20 protein-coding genes are annotated in these 19,425 nt (G+C 38.4%); all 20 read left to right on the plus strand.

Annotated features, from left to right (window positions below; all coding sequences use genetic code 11):
- Positions 1 to 113: 113 nt before the first annotated feature.
- The 20 genes from ACK1I8_RS20545 to ACK1I8_RS20640 all read left to right on the plus strand — a co-directional run bounded on the left by ACK1I8_RS20545 (position 114) and on the right by ACK1I8_RS20640 (position 19,425).
- Entirely contained in the window at positions 114 to 1,019 is a 906-nt protein-coding gene (locus ACK1I8_RS20545) for a PstS family phosphate ABC transporter substrate-binding protein (protein ID WP_412467127.1), read from the plus strand.
- 77 nt (positions 1,020 to 1,096) lie between these two features.
- Positions 1,097 to 2,818: a hypothetical protein gene (locus ACK1I8_RS20550; RefSeq protein WP_412467128.1), complete on the plus strand. Its 1,722-nt coding sequence runs from the start codon at positions 1,097 to 1,099 to the stop codon at positions 2,816 to 2,818.
- 83 nt (positions 2,819 to 2,901) lie between these two features.
- Positions 2,902 to 3,273 carry an NADH-quinone oxidoreductase subunit A gene (locus ACK1I8_RS20555; protein WP_412467129.1) on the plus strand — a complete coding sequence of 124 codons (372 nt, stop codon included), beginning with the start codon at positions 2,902 to 2,904 and terminating at the stop codon, positions 3,271 to 3,273.
- A gap of 227 nt (positions 3,274 to 3,500) precedes the next feature.
- A complete protein-coding gene (locus ACK1I8_RS20560) occupies positions 3,501 to 4,043 on the plus strand; it encodes an NADH-quinone oxidoreductase subunit B (RefSeq protein ID WP_039472971.1) in 543 nt (180 codons plus the stop codon).
- Positions 4,043 to 4,543 (plus strand): NADH-quinone oxidoreductase subunit C, encoded by a 501-nt coding sequence (locus ACK1I8_RS20565; RefSeq protein ID WP_412467130.1) that lies wholly within the window; start codon positions 4,043 to 4,045, stop codon positions 4,541 to 4,543. The genes ACK1I8_RS20560 and ACK1I8_RS20565 overlap by 1 nt, the downstream gene beginning before the upstream one ends.
- A 3-nt stretch (positions 4,544 to 4,546) precedes the next feature.
- Positions 4,547 to 5,761, plus strand: a complete 1,215-nt coding sequence (locus ACK1I8_RS20570) for an NADH-quinone oxidoreductase subunit D (protein ID WP_412467131.1) — start codon at positions 4,547 to 4,549, stop codon at positions 5,759 to 5,761.
- Positions 5,754 to 6,269, plus strand: coding sequence for a complex I 24 kDa subunit family protein (gene nuoE / locus ACK1I8_RS20575; protein ID WP_293787518.1), 516 nt, complete (start codon positions 5,754 to 5,756; stop codon positions 6,267 to 6,269). Before ACK1I8_RS20570 ends, nuoE begins: the two co-directional genes overlap by 8 nt.
- Before the next feature lie 74 nt (positions 6,270 to 6,343).
- Positions 6,344 to 7,711: an NADH-quinone oxidoreductase subunit NuoF gene (gene nuoF, locus ACK1I8_RS20580; protein WP_293787520.1), complete on the plus strand. Its 1,368-nt coding sequence runs from the start codon at positions 6,344 to 6,346 to the stop codon at positions 7,709 to 7,711.
- A 103-nt stretch (positions 7,712 to 7,814) separates the two neighbouring features.
- Complete coding sequence (locus ACK1I8_RS20585) at positions 7,815 to 8,354, plus strand: ORF6N domain-containing protein (protein WP_412467132.1); 540 nt, start codon at positions 7,815 to 7,817, stop codon at positions 8,352 to 8,354.
- Positions 8,355 to 8,424: 70 nt separating this feature from the next.
- A complete protein-coding gene (locus ACK1I8_RS20590) occupies positions 8,425 to 9,435 on the plus strand; it encodes a 2Fe-2S iron-sulfur cluster-binding protein (protein ID WP_090984390.1) in 1,011 nt (336 codons plus the stop codon).
- Positions 9,435 to 10,490: an NADH-quinone oxidoreductase subunit NuoH gene (gene nuoH, locus ACK1I8_RS20595; RefSeq protein WP_412467133.1), complete on the plus strand. Its 1,056-nt coding sequence runs from the start codon at positions 9,435 to 9,437 to the stop codon at positions 10,488 to 10,490. The genes ACK1I8_RS20590 and nuoH overlap by 1 nt, the downstream gene beginning before the upstream one ends.
- A 2-nt stretch (positions 10,491 to 10,492) precedes the next feature.
- Positions 10,493 to 10,996: a NuoI/complex I 23 kDa subunit family protein gene (locus ACK1I8_RS20600; RefSeq protein ID WP_090504254.1), complete on the plus strand. Its 504-nt coding sequence runs from the start codon at positions 10,493 to 10,495 to the stop codon at positions 10,994 to 10,996.
- Between the two features lie 138 nt (positions 10,997 to 11,134).
- The gene (locus ACK1I8_RS20605) at positions 11,135 to 11,638 is read left to right on the plus strand and encodes an NADH-quinone oxidoreductase subunit J (RefSeq protein WP_412467134.1); all 504 of its coding nucleotides are present in this window, start codon (positions 11,135 to 11,137) and stop codon (positions 11,636 to 11,638) included.
- A complete protein-coding gene (gene nuoK, locus ACK1I8_RS20610; protein WP_055908793.1) occupies positions 11,638 to 11,967 on the plus strand; it encodes an NADH-quinone oxidoreductase subunit NuoK in 330 nt (109 codons plus the stop codon). The genes ACK1I8_RS20605 and nuoK overlap by 1 nt, the downstream gene beginning before the upstream one ends.
- Positions 11,968 to 11,986: 19 nt before the next feature.
- Entirely contained in the window at positions 11,987 to 13,882 is a 1,896-nt protein-coding gene (gene nuoL / locus ACK1I8_RS20615) for an NADH-quinone oxidoreductase subunit L (RefSeq protein ID WP_412469397.1), read from the plus strand.
- A gap of 20 nt (positions 13,883 to 13,902) precedes the next feature.
- A complete protein-coding gene (locus ACK1I8_RS20620) occupies positions 13,903 to 15,366 on the plus strand; it encodes a complex I subunit 4 family protein (RefSeq protein ID WP_412467135.1) in 1,464 nt (487 codons plus the stop codon).
- A gap of 3 nt (positions 15,367 to 15,369) precedes the next feature.
- Complete coding sequence (locus tag ACK1I8_RS20625; protein WP_412467136.1) at positions 15,370 to 16,740, plus strand: NADH-quinone oxidoreductase subunit N; 1,371 nt, start codon at positions 15,370 to 15,372, stop codon at positions 16,738 to 16,740.
- Between the two features lie 47 nt (positions 16,741 to 16,787).
- Entirely contained in the window at positions 16,788 to 17,447 is a 660-nt protein-coding gene (locus ACK1I8_RS20630) for a DedA family protein (protein WP_412467137.1), read from the plus strand.
- Positions 17,448 to 17,449: 2 nt separating this feature from the next.
- Positions 17,450 to 18,001 carry an inorganic diphosphatase gene (locus tag ACK1I8_RS20635; RefSeq protein ID WP_293787536.1) on the plus strand — a complete coding sequence of 184 codons (552 nt, stop codon included), beginning with the start codon at positions 17,450 to 17,452 and terminating at the stop codon, positions 17,999 to 18,001.
- Positions 18,001 to 19,425 carry a hemolysin family protein gene (locus tag ACK1I8_RS20640; RefSeq protein ID WP_412467138.1) on the plus strand — a complete coding sequence of 475 codons (1,425 nt, stop codon included), beginning with the start codon at positions 18,001 to 18,003 and terminating at the stop codon, positions 19,423 to 19,425. Before ACK1I8_RS20635 ends, ACK1I8_RS20640 begins: the two co-directional genes overlap by 1 nt.

The following is a 19,425-nucleotide window of genomic DNA, read 5'->3' on the forward strand; positions in this document are numbered from 1 at the left end:
TGCACTTCGGTTAAGTGCTATTCCGGAATGGGGGCGTATTACAATTGGTATCTTCCTCATTATTTATGCTTTTGTACGACTTTTAAGCCTTGGTAGGCGCGACTAATCATTTAATGAAAAAAATCCTTTTAATATTTTGTGTACTGGCTTTATTCTTATCCTGTAAACGCAAGAATAAAGCAGTTGTGGTTAAAGAAACCAGAACAAGTGGCACATTAAAAATATTGGTTGATGAAAGTGTTGGGCCAATTGTTCAGAATCAGATCGATATTTTCAGTTTAGATTATCCCGATGCCAGATTTCAGGCTACAGTTGAACCTGAAGAAAAATTATTGCCTGCATTCTTGAATGATAGTGTAAGGGTAATTGTTTTACCAAGATTATTAACCAAAGCAGAAGAAAAATATTATAATCAACGTCATATCAAAATCAATACCTCGCGTTTTGCCATTGATGGAATTGCTTTAATTACCAATAAAGGCAATATCGACAGTACAATTACCGTTAAAGAGGTAATTGACATCTTACAGGAGAAGAAATCGGATAAAAAATTGGTTTTTGATAACGCTTATTCAAGTACCTTTCAGTATTTTAAAGAGTTGGCCCATATCAGCCAATTTCCCGCTACAGGTGTTTACTCAAAAAATTCTAGCAAAGAAGTAATTAAATTTATTGCAGAAGATAAAAATTTTATTGGTATTTTGGGCGTGAATTGGATCACGGACAAAGATGCAGAGATGAGCAAATACCTTTCCCAGGTAAAGATATTGGGGGTGAAGAATGTGAAAGGTAAGGTAGGGGACGATCAATTCTATAAACCAACTCAGGATAACCTGATAAATGGTGTCTATCCTTTCTTAAGAAATATAAATATTATTGATTGCGAGGGAAGAGACGGTTTAGGCACAGGATTTGCAACATGGTTAAGAAGTCAGAGAGGGCAATTGATCGTACTTAAATCTGGACTTGGTCCACATAAATTAATGCCGAGACAAATTAACCTGACCAAAGGAAATTAAATTAAAAATTATAAATTGAACCACGAAGTAATCTAAAGAGACACTTCATTTTTATTAATAAAAAAACAGGATATCCGATGAAAATTTTAAAGAAAGCAATAACCTTAAATGTAGGTTTGGTGTTGATGGGTTCTGCAGTTTTTGCTCAAGATTTAAATGACGCGAAAAAAGCCATCGACGCGGAGCAGTATCAAAAAGCATCATCAATACTTAAATCGTTGGTGAGTTCAAAAGCTTCAGAAGGTGATAATTATTACAATCTTGGTTTGGTTTACTTAAAAACCGGTTATATCGACTCTGCCAGAGCTGTATTTACCAAAGGGCTTACAGCTGATCCTAAAAACAACTTAAACTTAATTGGCTTAGGAGAGGCGGATATATTATCTAACAATCCAACATCTGCAAAGACTAATTTTGATAAAGCTGTAGCATTGGCTCCCAAAGATTACAAAACTTATTTGTATATCGGTAAAGCTTATTTAGCACAGGATAAACCAAGTGACGATGTATCGAAACCCGACTTTACCAATGCTTTAGCCAATATTACCAAAGCTGATGAGTTGGATTCGAAAGATAAAGATGCCGAGGTGTTCCTGGCGCAAGGTGATGCTTATGCTTTGCAAAAGAAAAACTCTGAAGCATTGGGACCATACATGCGTGTAAATGATGTTGATCCGAACAACAGAAGGGCTAAAACGCAGATCGGTAAAATGTATAAAGAATCGAGGGCTTTTCCGGAAGGAGAAAAAGAATTACAAGATGTAATTGCAGCCGATCCAAATTATGGTCCTGCCTACCGTGAGTTAGGTGAATTATACTTACAGTGGAGTAGCTTTGGTGTTGATAAAGAAAAAGCAGCAAAAGCAATTGAGAATTACAAAAAATACATGGATTTAACCGATAAATCTTTAGAATCTCAGTTACGTTATGCTCAATTCTTGTTTTATGCGAAAGATTATAAAACATTAGAGCAAGTAGCTTCTTCTTTACAGGTTCCTGCAAATGACCCTAAAGGTAACGTTGTTGCCAGGATGAAAGGTTGGGCAGCTTATGAGAATGGTAACTACCCTCAGGCATTAGCCAGTTTGACGGAGTTTTTTGCTAAAGAGAAAGATAAATCTAAAATTTTAGGTAACGATTACCTTTATTTAGGTAAAGCTCAGTTAAAGGCTGGACAGGATAGTTTAGGTGTACTGAATATAATTGAAGCAGCTAAAATCGATTCAACAAATGCTGATGCCTTAGCTGAGGCTGGTTTAGCCTTGTATAAAGCTAAGAAATATGGCAAGGCGGCAGAAATTTACACTTTAGCAACTAAATATAATCCAAATGGTAAAGGTTCATTAACCAATTACTATTATATCGGTCAAACCAGGTTCCTGGAAGGATATTTTGCGCAAAGAGAGAAAAAACCTTTAAATACTGCAGCTTTAGTTGAGGCTGACTCGGCATTGAGCCACCTAAATAAAGTTTCTCCTGACTTTGCATTAGGTTATTTTACAAGAGCGAGGATTGCCAATCTTTTAGAAGATAAAGCGAACCCGAAATATGCTTCAATTCCATTGTTTGAAAAATATATTAGTTTAGTTAAACCAGAAGAACAGGCTACTAATAAAACAAACCTTGTAGAAGCTTATGATTATCTTGGTGCATATTATGCCGATAAAGATAAAGCGAAAGCCATCGACTTTTTAAACAAAAGTATAGCACTGGATCCACAAGGTCCTTTCGCATCAGCAAAGCTTAAAGAATTGCAATCACCTGCTGCGGCTTCAAAAGCAAAAGGTAAAGGCAAATAATTAGTAAGTTAAATAATTTAGAAAAGGCAGAGTTTGGTTACTCTGCCTTTTTCTTTTACTTTTGCATCACAAAAATAAAAATTATGCAAGCGCAAAGTTCGGCTATAGATTTTTTACCAATTATATTTCAGGTAATTGTTGCTTTAGGTTTTGTAGTTACTACTTTAGTAGCCACACATGTTTTAGGACCAAAGCGTAAAACCAGCGATAAACTGGAAACTTTTGAAGCAGGTATAAAATCGGTAGGTAATGCCCGCCAGCCTTTCTCCATCAAATATTTCGTAGTAGCTATACTCTTTGTGTTATTTGATGTAGAGGTTATCTTTATGTATCCCTGGGCAGTGAATTTCCGTGCGTTAAAAATGGACGGAATGATTGAAATGTTCATTTTTATGGGTACGTTATTGCTTGGTTTTATTTACGTAATCAAGAAAAAAGTTTTAGACTGGAACTAGTGAGTTAGCAGTTATTAGTTTGCAATGGCATTGATTTATACAGGAGTTTATCAACCGTAAACAGAAAATTCCCAACTGCAAACTGAATGTGTATCACTTACACTAACTCATGGCGGTTTTTTTATTTAGAAAGGTTCTAAATCAAGTAAAGCTAGCTTTTTTGCCTTTAAAATATTGTAAATTTGTTGCTCATTCTTTAAAGGGATGAGCATTTTTTGTTTATAAACATGAGTGAAATTAATATAGTTGATGCGCCTCCAGGAACCGAAGGACCTGGCTATTTTGCCACTTCTCTTGATAAAGTGATTGGTTTGGCCCGGTCAAATTCATTATGGCCTTTACCTTTCGCAACTTCTTGTTGTGGGATCGAGTTTATGGCGACCATGGGTTCTCACTATGATTTGGGTCGTTTTGGTGCAGAGCGTTTAAGCTTCTCTCCCCGTCAGGCAGATGTTTTGATGGTGATGGGTACCATCGCAAAAAAAATGGCCCCGGTATTAAAACAGGTTTATATCCAGATGGCAGAGCCCCGTTGGGTAATGGCTGTTGGTGCCTGTGCGAGTAGTGGTGGTATTTTCGACACTTATTCCGTATTACAGGGTATTGATGAAGTGATACCGGTGGATGTTTATGTTCCGGGATGCCCGCCAAGACCAGAAGCTATTTTAGATGGTTTTCAGCGTATTCAGGATTTAGTGAAGAACGAGTCAGGCAGAAGAAGAAATTCCGATTATTATAAAGAACTTTTAGGTCAATACGGCATTAAATAATGGAAGAAACGACACTAAATAACGGAATACACGTTAAACTGACTGAAAAGTTTGGCGAAAAGGTTACTGCCGTTTCTGAGCCTTATGGTCTGTTAACTTTTGTAACCTACAAAGATGTTATCGTAAATGTGCTTTCGCATCTTAAAGAGGAATTAAAATTCAATTTCCTTACTGATATTACGGCTGTTCATTATCCTGGTAAAGATCATGGTATCGCGGTGGTTTACCACTTGCATAACATGGTTGAAAAAGTAAGGATCAGAATTAAGGTATTCATTTCAGAACAAAACCCAACTATCCCTACAGCAACAACAGTTTGGAAAGGAGCCAACTGGATGGAGCGTGAAACTTATGATCTGTTTGGGGTTAAATTTGAAGGTCACCCCGATCTACGCCGTATTTTAAATATGGATGATTTAGGTGTTCATCCTATGCTCAAACAATATCCATTGGAAGATCCGAACAGGGTAGATAAAAAAGATGAATTTTTTGGAAGGTAAACTATGAATCATAACCATCCGGTATTTACAGATAACGACCCGCAAAGTGAGCTGGTAACCCTAAACTTAGGACCCACACACCCTGCAACCCACGGTGTTTTTCAAAATGTTCTGCAGTTAGACGGCGAACGTATTGTAAGCGGCGTTTCCACTATTGGGTACATACACCGTGCTTTCGAAAAGATTGCCGAGCATCGCCCGTTTTATCAAATTACACCACTTACCGACCGTTTAAATTATTGCTCTTCACCTATTAATAATATGGGCTGGCATATGACGGTGGAGAAGTTGTTAAATATTCAGACACCAAAACGTGTAGATTATCTTCGGGTAATCATTATGGAACTTTCGCGTATTGCCGACCACATTATCTGTAATACGATTATTGGTCAGGATACAGGTGCTACCACCACTTTCTTATATCTTTTTCAGTTCCGTGAGCATATCTACGAAATCTTCGAAGAAGTGTGTGGTGCACGTTTAACCACCAATATTGGACGTATAGGTGGTTTTGAAAGAGATTTCAATGATATCGCTTTCGCCAAAATCGATAAATTTTTAAAAGAATTTCCGAAAGCATTAAAAGAATTCGAAAATCTTTTAACCCGTAACCGTATTTTTATTGACAGAACAGCAGGTGTTGCAGAAGTAAGTAAAGAAACAGCTTTAGAATACAGTTGGACCGGCCCACTATTGCGTGCAACAGGAGTAGATTACGATGTGCGTGTAAGCGATCCCTATTCTTCTTATCAGGATTTCGATTTTGAAGTACCTGTTGGTACAAGTGGTGATATCTACGACAGATATTTGGTACGTAATGAAGAGATGTGGCAAAGTGTCCGCATTATTGAACAAGCTGTTGTGAAGTTAAAAACAGAGCCCAAAGGTATTTTCCATGCCGATGTTCCTGAATTTTACCTTCCTCCAAAGCAGGAGGTTTACAATAATATGGAAGCATTAATCTATCACTTTAAAATTGTGATGGGTGAGATTGATGCGCCAAAAGCAGAAGTTTATCACGCTGTAGAAGGCGGGAATGGTGAATTGGGATTTTATCTAATTAACGATGGAGGCCGTACCCCATACCGTTTACACTTCCGCAGACCAAGTTTTATAAACTACCAGATGTTTGCACCGATGAGCGAAGGCATGTTGTTGTCTGACGCCATTATCAACATGAGTAGTATGAATATTATTGCAGGAGAATTAGATGCTTAAAGTAGAAGAACAAACACCTGTAGTGTTTTCATCAGAGTTGCTGGCCAAATTTGATGAAGTAAAAAGCCGTTATCCAGAAGGAAAACAAAAATCAGCCTTATTGCCATTATTACATTTGGTACAAGCTGAGTTTCTGTGGGTGCCTACTTCTGCCATGGATCAGGTTGCTGAATATTTAAACATTCAGCCGATTGAAGTTTACGAGGTAGCTACATTTTATACCATGTACTTTTTAAAACCACAGGGTAAATATGCCTTGGAGGTTTGCCGTACTGGCCCGTGTTGCCTGGTAGGTGCCGAAAAAATATTAAGCCACCTGGAAAACAAATTAGGCGTTAAAGAAGGTGAAGTTACCGCCGATGGTTTATTCAGCTTTAGAGGGGTTGAATGTTTGGCCGCCTGTGGTTATGGACCGGTGTTGCAGATTAGCCCGGAGTATACTTTCTATGAAAACTTAACTACAGAAAGTGTAGATAAATTGATTGAAGATTTGAAAAATAAGTCCTAGGTCGAGAGTCTAAGTCGTGAGTCGGTTTGATTCAGGACGATGGACTATAGACTGCAGACTATAGACTAACTAAAATGTCTCGAAAACTGTTACTTGAGCATATAAACGTACCGGGCATCAATACACTTGAAGTCTATCGCCAGAAAGGTGGGTACCGTGCCGTGGAAAAAGCCCTCAAAACCTTAACACCAGAAGAGATTGTAGAAGAGGTTAAAAAATCAGGTCTACGCGGTCGCGGAGGTGCGGGTTTCCCTACAGGGATGAAATGGAGCTTTTTGGCTAAACCAGAAGGGGTTGCACGTTATTTGGTGTGTAACGCCGACGAATCTGAGCCGGGAACTTTTAAAGACCGTTATTTGATGACCTACATTCCCCATGCATTAATTGAGGGGATGATTGTATCAAGTTTCGCATTGGGAGCCAATACATCTTACATTTATGTACGTGGCGAGATGATGCCTCAGATCCGCATTTTAGAAAAGGCAATTGCCGAAGCTAAAGCTGCCGGATGGCTGGGTAAAAACATTTTAGGAACCGGTTACGATTTGGAATTATATGTTCAACCGGGTGGTGGTGCCTACATTTGCGGGGAAGAAACTGCTTTATTAGAGTCGCTTGAAGGAAAAAGGGGTAATCCACGCATTAAACCACCCTTTCCTGCCATTGCAGGTTTATATGGTTGCCCTACCGTAGTAAACAATGTTGAATCTATTGCTGCAGTAGTGCCGATTATTAATGATGGTGGCGATGAATATGCCAAAATTGGTATTGGGAGAAGTACAGGGACAAAATTAATATCAGCATCTGGCAATTTGGTAAAACCGGGTGTTTATGAAATAGAGTTGGGTTTACCGGTAGAGGAATTTATCTACTCTGATGAATATTGTGGTGGTATTGCCAATGGTAAACGCCTTAAAGCAACGGTTGCAGGCGGTTCTTCTGTACCTGTTTTGCCGGCTAACCTCACGTTAAAATTAGCTAACGGCGAGCCTCGTTTAATGAGTTACGAATCATTATCAGAAGGTGGATTTGCAACCGGAACCATGTTAGGTTCGGGTGGTTTTATCGCTTTTGATGAAGATCAGTGTATCGTTCGTAATACCTGGAATTTCTCGCGTTTTTATCATCACGAAAGTTGCGGACAGTGTTCTCCTTGTCGTGAAGGTACAGGATGGATGGAAAAGGTATTGCACAAAATCGAACATGGACATGGAACCATGGAAGATGTAGATTTATTGTGGGATATTCAACGTAAAATTGAGGGGAATACCATTTGTCCGTTAGGTGATGCGGCAGCCTGGCCGGTTGCCAGTGCAATCCGTCATTTCAGGGATGAATTTGAATGGCACATTAAAGAACCGGTAAAAAGTCAGAGCCAAAATTATGGTATTGCCGATTATGCAACACCAATTGAAAAAGCTCCGGTAGCGGAAGAGAAATAAAATCTTAAGGTCGCAATTTGCTACCTTAGAAGTTTGTTTAATTACTTTGATTTTAGAGCCGGTCGCAATTTGCGACCACCTTTGAGAGATGTAACATACGAATATGAGCGAAGAAAAGTTATCCGTAAAGATACCTGCTGAAATTATCCTTAACAAAATAATTGAAATGAGAGGTAAGAAAGTTATGGTTGACAGCGACTTGGCCGAACTTTATGGAGTAACTACGAAGAGATTAAATGAACAAGTAAAGAGAAATATAAAACGTTTTCCAGAGGATTTTATGTTTCAGGTTACAAAAGCGGAAAAAGACGCTGTTATTTTGCAATTTGAACATTTAAATAAACTAAAATTCTCTTCAACTTTACCATATGTTTTTACCGAGCATGGTGCAGTGATGCTGGCAAGTGTATTAAATAGTGATAAAGCGGTAGAAGTAAATATCCAAATTGTGAGGGTATTTACACAGATTAGAGAATTGTTAGCTTCGAACCTGAATTTAAGATTAGAAGTGGAAAAGATTAAAAAGAAGGTAGATAATCAGGATAAAAATATTGAAGTTATTTTCAGGTATTTTGATGAGCTATTAGAACAGAAAGCAGAGCCAAGAAAAGAAATTGGTTATAAAATCTCGAAAGAGAAATAATATAAATATAATTAGTTCGTGGAGACACGAACCAGGGCGAGATAAAGAAATAAAAAGAATATCATTAACCATGAGTGAAAAAGTTAAGGTTACGATAGATGGGATAACAGTAGAGGTTGATAACGGAACAACCATTCTGAATGCTGCGAGGCAGATCGGAGGGGATATTGTTCCGCCAGCAATGTGCTATTATTCTAAATTACAGGGCAGTGGCGGTAAATGCCGTACCTGTATTGTAAAAGTGACTAAAGGTTCGGAAAAAGATCCGCGTCCAATGCCAAAGTTGGTGGCTTCATGCCGTACCACGGTAATGGATGGGATGGAGGTGCTTAACATTACTTCGCCAGAAGTTTTGGAAGCACGTGCCGGTGTGGTAGAGATCTTGTTAATTAACCATCCTTTAGATTGCCCGGTTTGTGATCAGGCAGGAGAATGTGATCTGCAGAATTTGGGTTACGAACATGGTTTGCAAAAAACACGTTATGAGTTTGAGCGCCGTACTTTCGAACGGATTGATATCGGAGATAAGATCCAGTTGCACATGAACCGCTGCATTTTATGCTACCGTTGTGTTTTTACTGCAGATCAGATTACCAATAAGCGTGTTCACGGTATCTTAAACCGTGGCGACCATTCAGAAATTTCTACTTACATCCAGCAGGCGGTTGATAACGATTTTTCAGGAAACGTAATCGACGTTTGTCCGGTTGGTGCTTTAACCGATAAAACTTTCCGTTTTAAAAACCGCGTTTGGTTTACCAAACCTGTTGATGCACACCGCGATTGCGATCACGAAAAATGTAGCGGTAAGGTAACACTTTGGTATAAAGGAGCAGATGTTTTGCGTGTTACTGCGCGTAAAGATCAGTTTGGCGAAGTAGAAGACTTTATTTGCAATACCTGCCGCTTCGATAAAAAAGCAACTGCTGATTGGGTAATTGAACGTCCAACGCACATTGATGATACCTCGGTAATTGCATCTAACCACTACGAGACATTAAAACCTTTGCATGTAATTCAGCCAAATGAGGCTTTACAGGCTGCAAATGAAATTGAACTACATAAAACAGTTAAATACTAATGGATAGTGCTTTTGTTATAGAAAAATTTATCCTGGTAGCTGTAATTTTCGGCATCAGTTTAGTTATTGCCATGTATTCTACTTATGCAGAGCGTAAAGTTGCTGCATATTTACAAGATCGTTTAGGTCCGGATAGAGCTGGCCCCTTCGGTATCTTACAGCCACTTGCCGATGGTGTTAAAATGTTTATGAAGGAAGAAATTATTCCCGCATCATCTAACAGGTGGTTATTTATTGTTGGTCCGGGTTTAGCATTGCTTTGTGCTTGCATTGGTACCGCTGTAATTCCATGGGGTAGTCCAATTGAAATTGGGGGTAAAATTGTTCCACTTCAGGTTGCTGATATTAACGTAGGAGTTTTATACATCTTTGGTGTAGTTTCTTTAGGGGTTTATGGTGTAATGATTGGCGGTTGGGCGTCCAACAATAAGTATTCGTTACTAAGCGCCATTCGCGCAGCATCACAGAATATCAGTTATGAAATTGCAATGGGATTATCGATCATCGCTTTGCTGTTGGTTACCAACTCTTTGAGTTTGAAAGAAATCGTAGATAAACAACATGGTTTTTGGGAAAATGGATGGTTTACCTGGTATTTTTTCAAACAGCCACTAGGATTTTTAATCTTTATGGTTTGTTCTTTTGCTGAAACCAACCGGGCTCCTTTCGATTTACCTGAATGTGAAACGGAGTTAATCGGTGGTTACCATACTGAGTATTCATCAATGAAATTAGGCTTTTATTTATTTGCCGAATATATCAATATGTTTGTGTCATCCGCAGTTATGGCTACATTGTATTTCGGAGGCTTTAATTATCCATTTATGGATTCAGCTGTTGCCCATCTAGGGCAAAATTGGGCATCAATAATTGGTGTTGCTGCATTATTCGGTAAAATAGTCTTTTTCATCTTTTTCTTTATGTGGGTACGTTGGACAATCCCTCGTTTCCGTTACGATCAATTGATGAATTTAGGCTGGAAAGGCTTAATACCTTTGGCTATTGCCAATATTATAATAACAGGGGTTGTGATTGCGATTATTGAGAAGTTTTAATTATGGAATCATTAAGTAATAAGAAAAAAGTACTGGAACAAAAGCCCTTGAGCTTTATGGAACGCATGTACCTGCCGGCAATTGCCAAAGGCATGGGCATCACCATCAGTCACTTATTTAAAAAAGAGGCTACCGTAAGATATCCTGAAGTAGAACGGGAATTCTCGACCAACTTTAGGGGAATGCACTCGCTGAAACGAGATGAGAACGGTAAAGAACGTTGTACGGCTTGTGGTTTATGTGCTTTATCTTGTCCGGCTGAAGCCATTACCATGATTGCTGCTGAACGTAAGCCTGAAGAAAAACATTTATACCGTGAAGAAAAATATGCAGCCACATATGAAATCAATATGTTGCGCTGTATTTTCTGTGGTTTGTGCGAAGAAGCCTGCCCAAAAGAGGCTATTTATTTAGATGGCCCGATTGTACCTGCTGATTATTTACGTAAAGATTTCATTTACGGAAAAGATAAGCTGGTAGAGGCGCCATTGGAAATGAAGAAATAATAATTGTCATCCTCAGCCTGTAGAAAGGACTAAACAAGAAATGCCATTAGGCCTCGGTTCGTGTCTTCACGAAACAAAATATAAATAATGGTTTGTGGAGACACAAACCATGGAACAGACATAAATAAACAATAATTAATGAGTACACAAGTATTCTATTTCGTAGCCACATTAAGTATCATCTTTTCGCTGCTGGTGATTTTTGCCAAAAATCCGATCCACAGTGTATTATACTTAATCCTTACCTTTTTTACTTTCACTGTTCACTATGTACTTCTAAATGCACAGTTTTTAGCAGTGGTAAACTTTATCGTTTACATGGGAGCAATTATGGTACTTTTCTTATTTGTACTGATGTTGCTCAACCTGAATAAAGAGACCGAGCCAAGTAAATCACCACTGCTTAAAATTGTTGGCGTTATTGCCGGTGGCTGTTTGGTGGTTACCTTAATTGGTTCTTTAAAATCAGCAAGTATCTCCAGTCCGTTGATGTTGAAAAATTCGGGATTGGGATTGGTAGAAAATCTAGGTAAGGAGCTTTTTGGCCCATTCTTATTACCATTCGAATTGTCATCTCTATTACTATTGGCAGCAATGGTTGGAGCAGTTTTATTATCTAAAAGAGATGAGGTAGAAGCATAATGGAAAATTTAACATCACAACTTCAGGGCGTTCCGCTAAACCACTACATCTATTTAAGTGCCATTATTTTTTCTATTGGCGTAATCGGTGTACTTACCCGTAGAAATGCCATCGTAATTTTTATGTCGGTTGAGCTGATGCTTAATGCCGTTAACCTGCTGTTAACCGCTTTCTCTGTGCATAGCAATGACCCATCCGGACAAGTTTTCGTATTCTTCATTATGGCACTGGCAGCTGCAGAGGTTGCTGTCGGCTTGGCCATCATCGTAATGGTTTACAGAAATACGAAATCGATAGATATTAATGTTTTAAATCGCCTTAAGTGGTAAATATATATTAAGAATGACAATAGAACAATTGATTTGGTTGGTTCCGTTACTTCCTTTTTTAGGGTTTGTAATCAATGGGCTAGGCAGAAACTCTTTATCTAAAGGACTTGTTGGGATCATCGGGAGCGGAGTAATTTTAGCCTCCTTTATCACCAGCATAGTTATTTTCTTTAGTTTACAAGGCGGCACACAAAAATCTCACGAATTATTTTTATTCGATTGGATTAGTGCGGGCACATTACACATTCCATTATCATTCCTGGTTGATCCTCTAAGTGCTATTATGCTTTTGATCATTACTGGAATTGGTTTTCTGATCCATTTATATTCCACCAGTTATATGCACGATGATGCCGGATTTGGTAAGTTCTTTGCTTATCTTAATCTATTTGTATTTTTCATGCTCTTGTTGGTATTGGGTTCAAACTATATCGTGATGTTTATCGGCTGGGAAGGTGTAGGTTTATGCTCTTACCTGCTCATTGGCTTCTGGTACACCAACAGTGCTTATGCATCTGCAGCAAAAAAAGCTTTTGTAATGAACCGCATCGGCGATTTGGGCTTTTTACTAGGTGTGTTTTTAGTATTCACTACTTTTGGTAGTGTAGAATTTGCTAAAGTTTTCCCTCAGGCTGCCAATATGTTGCCTGGCAATGATACTTTGGTTTTAATTACCATTTTATTGTTTATCGGGGCCTGTGGTAAATCGGCTCAATTGCCTTTGTTTACCTGGTTACCTGATGCAATGGCCGGACCAACGCCGGTTTCAGCTTTAATCCATGCTGCAACAATGGTAACTGCCGGTATTTATATGATTGCACGTTCGAGCATATTGTTCGATCTTGCACCACTTACTCAACATATCATTTCCATTGTAGGTGCAGCAACCGCTTTGGTTGCCGCAATTATTGCCCTAACGCAAACCGATATTAAAAAGGTATTGGCTTACTCTACGGTATCGCAATTGGGATATATGTTTTTAGGTTTAGGCGTTGGTGCTTATACAGGTTCATTCTTCCATGTATTAACGCACGCATTCTTTAAAGCATTATTATTTTTAGGTGCAGGTTCTGTAATTCATGCCATGCACCATGAACAGGATATGCGCCACATGGGTGGTTTGAGAAAGAAACTTCCGGTTACTTTTTTAACCATGATGATCGGTACCATTGCCATTGCAGGTTTACCACCATTCTCGGGTTTCTTCTCTAAAGATGAAATTTTGGCACATGCTTTCCAGGCTAGTCCGATACTGTGGGGAATTGGCGTTTTAACTGCATTTTTAACAGCATTTTACATGTTCAGAATGATGTTCTTAACTTTCTCTGGTAAATACCGTGGAACACATCATCACGAAAGCCATGTGCACGAATCGCCAACAGCAATGACTTTGCCATTAATTATTTTAGCGATTTTAGCTGCAATTGGTGGAGCAATTAATTTTCCCCATGTTTTCGGTGGAAATGAATGGTTGGCACATTGGTTATCAGGCGCAGGTGTGGCACAGCATGAATTGGAACTCAGCCATTCAACTGAATATTCGTTAATGGCTGTTTCAGTGGTAGCGGCTATAATAGCCTTGTTGTATGCTTATACCAGATATGTTAAAGGGGCACGGGTTCCTGTTGCTGATGAAGCACCACGCTCACCATTGGCAAAACTATCCTACAACAAATTCTATCTGGATGAGATTTATGATTTCATCATCACAAAACCTCTGGATGCACTATCTAAATTCTTTTATAGAGTTATTGACAATAAATTTATCGATGGAATTGTAAATGGATTGGGATGGAGCACAAATGAGGCCAGTAAAGGTATTCGTTTATTGCAAAGTGGAAACGTAGGTTTCTATATATTTATGATGGTATTCGGTATCGTCGCATTGCTATTGTATACATTTTTCTACATATAAAAAAGGGTTCAAAATAAATAATGGAACAACTTTTACTACTTATATTTTTACCGCTTGTAGGTGCAATTATTACGGCACTTGCTGGTAAGTCTGCTAAAATCGTTTCCACCTTCTTTTCGGTGGTTTCTTTAGCGCTGGCTCTGGTTATCGCCTTTAATTTCATTCCTGATGCAAGTACCCAGTTTGAGGTTAACCTGCCATGGATTGCTGATCTGGGTATTAATTTCCATGCAGGTATTGATGGCATCAGCCTTCTGGTGGTGTTACTCACCAATTTACTGGTACCTGTTATCATTTTATCAAGCTATAACCATGAGTATAAAAATCCGGCTGCATTTTATGCCCTGATTTTATTTATGCAAACAGGCTTACTATTGGTATTTACCGCATTGGATGCTTTTTTGTTCTATATCGGATGGGAAGCCGCATTAATTCCGATCTACTTTATCTGTGCCATTTGGGGCGGAAAAGACCGCATCCGGATCAACATGAAGTTTTTTGTGTATACGATTGCAGGTTCGTTGTTTATGCTAATGGGGATTATTTACCTATATCTTCAGAATCCGGCGCACAATTTTAACATTCAGGCTTTTTATGCTTTAAACTTAGATAGTACACAACAGGGATGGATTTTCTGGGCTTTCTTTATCGCTTTTGCGATCAAGATGCCAATTTTCCCGTTCCATACCTGGCAGCCTGATACTTATACTGCAGCACCTACACAGGGAACGATGTTGTTGTCAGGTATCATGTTAAAAATGGGTATTTATGGTGTCATTAGATGGTTACTGCCGATTGTTCCGGCTGGCGTTCATGATTGGGGCCAGGTGGCTATTATTTTATCAATCATCGGTATCGTTTATGCTTCACTGATTGCTTTTACCCAAAAGGATGCAAAACGTTTAGTTGCCTATTCATCTATTGCTCACGTTGGATTAATATCGGCGGGAATCTTCGCTTTTAACCAACAAGGCATGCAAGGTGCAATGGTGCAGATGTTGAGCCATGGTATTAATGTAGTGGGCTTATTCTTTGTTTTAGACATTATCTTCTCTCGTGTTAGAACCAATAAGATTGAAGAGTTAGGTGGAATTGCAAAAGTAGCACCACAGTTGGCACTTACTTTTCTAATCATTGTTTTAGGCACAGTAGCTTTACCAGGAACGAACGGATTTATCGGTGAGTTTTTATTGCTGATGGGCGTTTACAACTATGGTATCTGGGCAGCTGCTATTGCGGGTTTAACCATTATTTTCGGAGCAGTTTACATGTTACGCATGTATCAGCAGGTGATGCTGGGTCAAACCAATAGCTTAACCATCACTTTTACCGATATTAAAGGAACCGAAAAATTGGTTCTTTATACCATATGTGCATTAATTATTGTTTTGGGTGTTTATCCGAAACCGGTTTTGCATTTGACAGAGGCATCTGTACAACATTTATTAGAACAGGTAAATCAAAAACTAAACACAGTAAATTAAGCAATGAATATTATAATAACCATTAGTATAACAGCTTTTATAGTGCTTTATGCAGGTTTGTTTAAGGCAAATAAAGCATTACTACCTCTTACCGTTGTTGGCTTACTTACTGCATTAGGATTTACTTTTTCAGCATGGAATGGTAATGCTGTTCATTTCGGAATGATGCAGACCGATAACTTTGCATTGGCATTTTCGGGGATTTGTATCGTAGGTACACTGTTAATCTTCTTATTAACACAAAACTATTTCCACGCCAAAAGTGATAACATTGCCGAATATTATACCTTGATTCTTTTCGCACTAGCGGGCATGATCATGATGGTATCGTATAAAAATATGGCCATGTTATTTGTAGGCCTTGAAATCATGTCGGTGAGTTTGTATATTTTGGCGGGTATCCGTAAAAAGGATTTTGCCTCTAACGAAGCTTCGTTAAAGTATTTCCTGATGGGGGCCTTCTCTACCGGTTTCCTGTTATTCGGAATCACCCTAATTTATGGTGCTGCAGGTTCATTCGATTTAGATAAAATACAAGCTTATCTGGTAAATAATCAGGCGATTTCACCAATATTTTATCCTGGTGTGATCCTGATGATGATTGGTTTGAGCTTTAAGGTTGGTGCTGCGCCGTTCCATTTCTGGACGCCAGATGTATATGAAGGTTCACCATCTTTGATCACCACTTTTATGAGTACGGTGGTTAAAACTGCAGGTTTCGCTGCATTTTTACGCTTGTTTGCTGATGCATTTGCACCACTCCACGATTTTTGGGTTGCACCACTGATCGTAATAGTTTGTTTAACTTTATTTATTGGTAATGTAACTGCACTGTTCCAGAAGAACTTCAAGCGTATGTTGGCATACTCCAGTATTTCGCATGCTGGTTATCTGTTGTTTTCGTTAATTGTACTCACTAAAAACTCCGGAAATAGCGTATTGGTTTATGCAGCAGCCTATACTTTTGCATCAATTATCGCTTTTGCCGTATTAATATTAGTCAAACAAAAAACAGGTAGCGATAGCTTCGAAAGCTTTAATGGTCTGGCTAAACGGAATCCGTTAGTTGCATTATGCTTAACTGTAGCCATGCTTTCATTGGCAGGTATTCCGCTTACAGCGGGCTTTATTGGAAAATATTTAATGTTCCTGAATGTAATGACAGAATATAAGACCCTGCTTGTTGCATTTGCAATTTTAAATGCATTGGTTGGCTTCTATTATTATTTCAGGGTAATTGTAGCCATGTGGTTTAAAGACGGTGCAGAAACAGAACTTTCAACCCCTTCACAATATAAAGTGGTGTTGTTGGTTTCTGTCGCCATAACATTGGTATTGGGTATTTATCCTGCAATTATTTTAAACCTGATATAGGTATGCTGTTGTTTAATAATTATTTGTAGTTTTACGAATAATTGAATATGCACGATTTTTGGAATAACCTGCATCAGCTGCTTGATCCCGAGAAATTATTGAGGGAGGGCGGATTCTATTTAGTCGTGTTTGTTATCTATGCAGAAACAGGCCTGTTTTTTGGCTTCTTCCTTCCTGGTGATTATTTATTGTTTTTAGCAGGAATGTTTGTGGCAACAGGCAAACTGGATGTAAACATTGCAGTGCTCCTGGCTGGTTTATGTATAGCGGCCATTTCTGGAAATTTTACAGGTTATTGGTTCGGACGTAAAACCGGACCGGTATTGTATACCAGAAAAGACAGTTTCTTTTTTAAAAAGAGATATTTAAAGGCAGCAGAAGATTATTATCATAAACAAGGTGCCTTTGCTTTGATAATGGGCAGATTTGTACCGATTGTTAGAACTTTTGCTCCGATTTTTGCAGGGGTTGTAAAACTAGACTTTAAAAAATTTGCTTTATATAATATCGTAGGTGGGGTACTCTGGATCTGTTCCTTAACTTTGCTTGGTTATTTTTTAGGCAGGAGATTTGAAAAAGAAATAAACGATTATTTATTATATATTATTATTGGCTTTATACTTATTACAACTATACCATTATTAATTACCTTTGTAAAAAGTAAAGTAGTAAGTGGTGTTGAAGAGGATAAAACAGATTTAAATTAAAAATGACAAAAGACGATCATCACGCGTGGCATAGCGTATCTCCTGGACATAATGTTCCAGAAATTGTAAACGCAATTATTGAAATTCCCAAAGGTTCGAAAGCAAAATATGAAATAGATAAAGAATCTGGCCTAATTAAATTAGACAGGGTTCTTTTTTCATCGGTAATGTACCCTGCAAACTATGGTTTTATTCCGCAGACTTATTGCGATGACAAAGATCCATTGGATATTTTAGTGCTTTGTTCAGTAGATGTTTATCCAATGACATTGATTGAGGCTAAAGTAGTTGGTGTAATGCACATGGTAGATAATGGTGAGCAGGATGATAAAATCATCGCTGTAGCTGCTCACGATATGTCGGTAAACTATATCAATGATTTAGATGAGTTGCCACCACACCAGATGAAAGAGATTGTTCGTTTCTTTCAGGATTATAAAGCATTAGAAGATAAGAATGTAACTATCGAACATTTACTTGGTGTTCGCTATGCGCATAAAGTAATCAAAGAAAGCATAGAACTTTATAACACAACATTTAGAGAATTAGCATAATGGATTTACCCACGGTCTGTTTGTTTTTAAATTTAGAGCTTAGTGCAATCCTGCCTACGAACGGAGTTGTAGCTGCGGTACAGGAAACTGATAACACCGCTGTTGGCTGGAGATTATTCCTTGCACTATTTTTGGTGTTACTTAATGGATTTTTTGTTGCAGCGGAGTTTGCAATTGTAAAAGTTCGGGCATCACAGATTGAAATCAAAGCAAAAACAGGCAGTCGTGTTGGCAAAATGGCCAAAGGGATTATCCATAATCTCGACGGGTATTTAGCCGCCACGCAGTTAGGCATAACGCTTGCATCACTTGGCTTAGGTTGGGTAGGTGAAGGCGTTATGCATACTATTTTTAAAAATCTCTTCGATAGTTTAGAATGGGGTTTGAGCGATGCTTCTATCCACACTGCATCAACAATCGTTGCATTCTCGCTCATTACGATCATGCATATCGTATTTGGCGAACTGGCACCAAAATCTTTTGCAATCCAAAGACCTGTAGCCACAACACTTTTTGTTTCTATACCACTCCAATTGTTCTATGTGGTGTTCAAACCGTTCATCTGGACACTAAATAGTCTTGCGGCCATTATCCTTAAACCATTTGGCATCGATACCTCTGCTGGTCATGAATCTATTCACAGTACCGAAGAACTACAGTATTTACTGGATCAGGGTAAAGAAAGTGGTGCTTTGGATAATAATGAACATGAGCTGATTAAAAATGTATTTGATTTTAATGAGCGTGTGGTGAAGAATATCATGGTACCCAGAACCAAGATTTCTGGTATTGAGCTAACTTCTCCAAAAGAAGAAGTGATTGATACCATTATTAAAGAGGGATATTCCCGCTTGCCGGTTTACGATGATATCATGGATAAAATTGTAGGTATTATCCATGCAAAAGATATTTTACCATTAGTCGCAGCAGGCAACCAACACTGGACATTAAAAGATATTATCAGAAAACCATATTTCGTTACCGAAACCAAAAAAATTAACGATCTGATGAGCGAACTGCAGAGTAATCGCATACAGATTGCTATTGTACTGGACGAGTTTGGCGGTACAGCAGGTATGGTTACCTTAGAAGATATTGTTGAAGAGCTTGTAGGGGAAATACAAGATGAATACGATGAAGAAAAACCATTGGTAGAAAAGGTTTCCGATAATGAGTTTATCGTCAATGCATTTGCTACAGTATATGATGTGAACGAATATCTGCCTCATGATCTGCCGGAAGATGAAGATTTCGATACTGTTGGTGGATTGGTTTCTCACATTTTTGAACGTATTCCAGAGGTGGGTGAAAGCAATGAATCATATGGTTACTTGTTTACTATCTTAAAAAAGACAGAACAAAATATCGAAACCATTAAATTAGAACTGGTGATCAATAAAGAAGATATGGTTGATAATCATTAA

It is taken from the genome of Pedobacter sp. KLB.chiD (assembly GCF_047040275.1).
Taxonomy (GTDB): Bacteria; Bacteroidota; Bacteroidia; order Sphingobacteriales; family Sphingobacteriaceae; genus Pedobacter.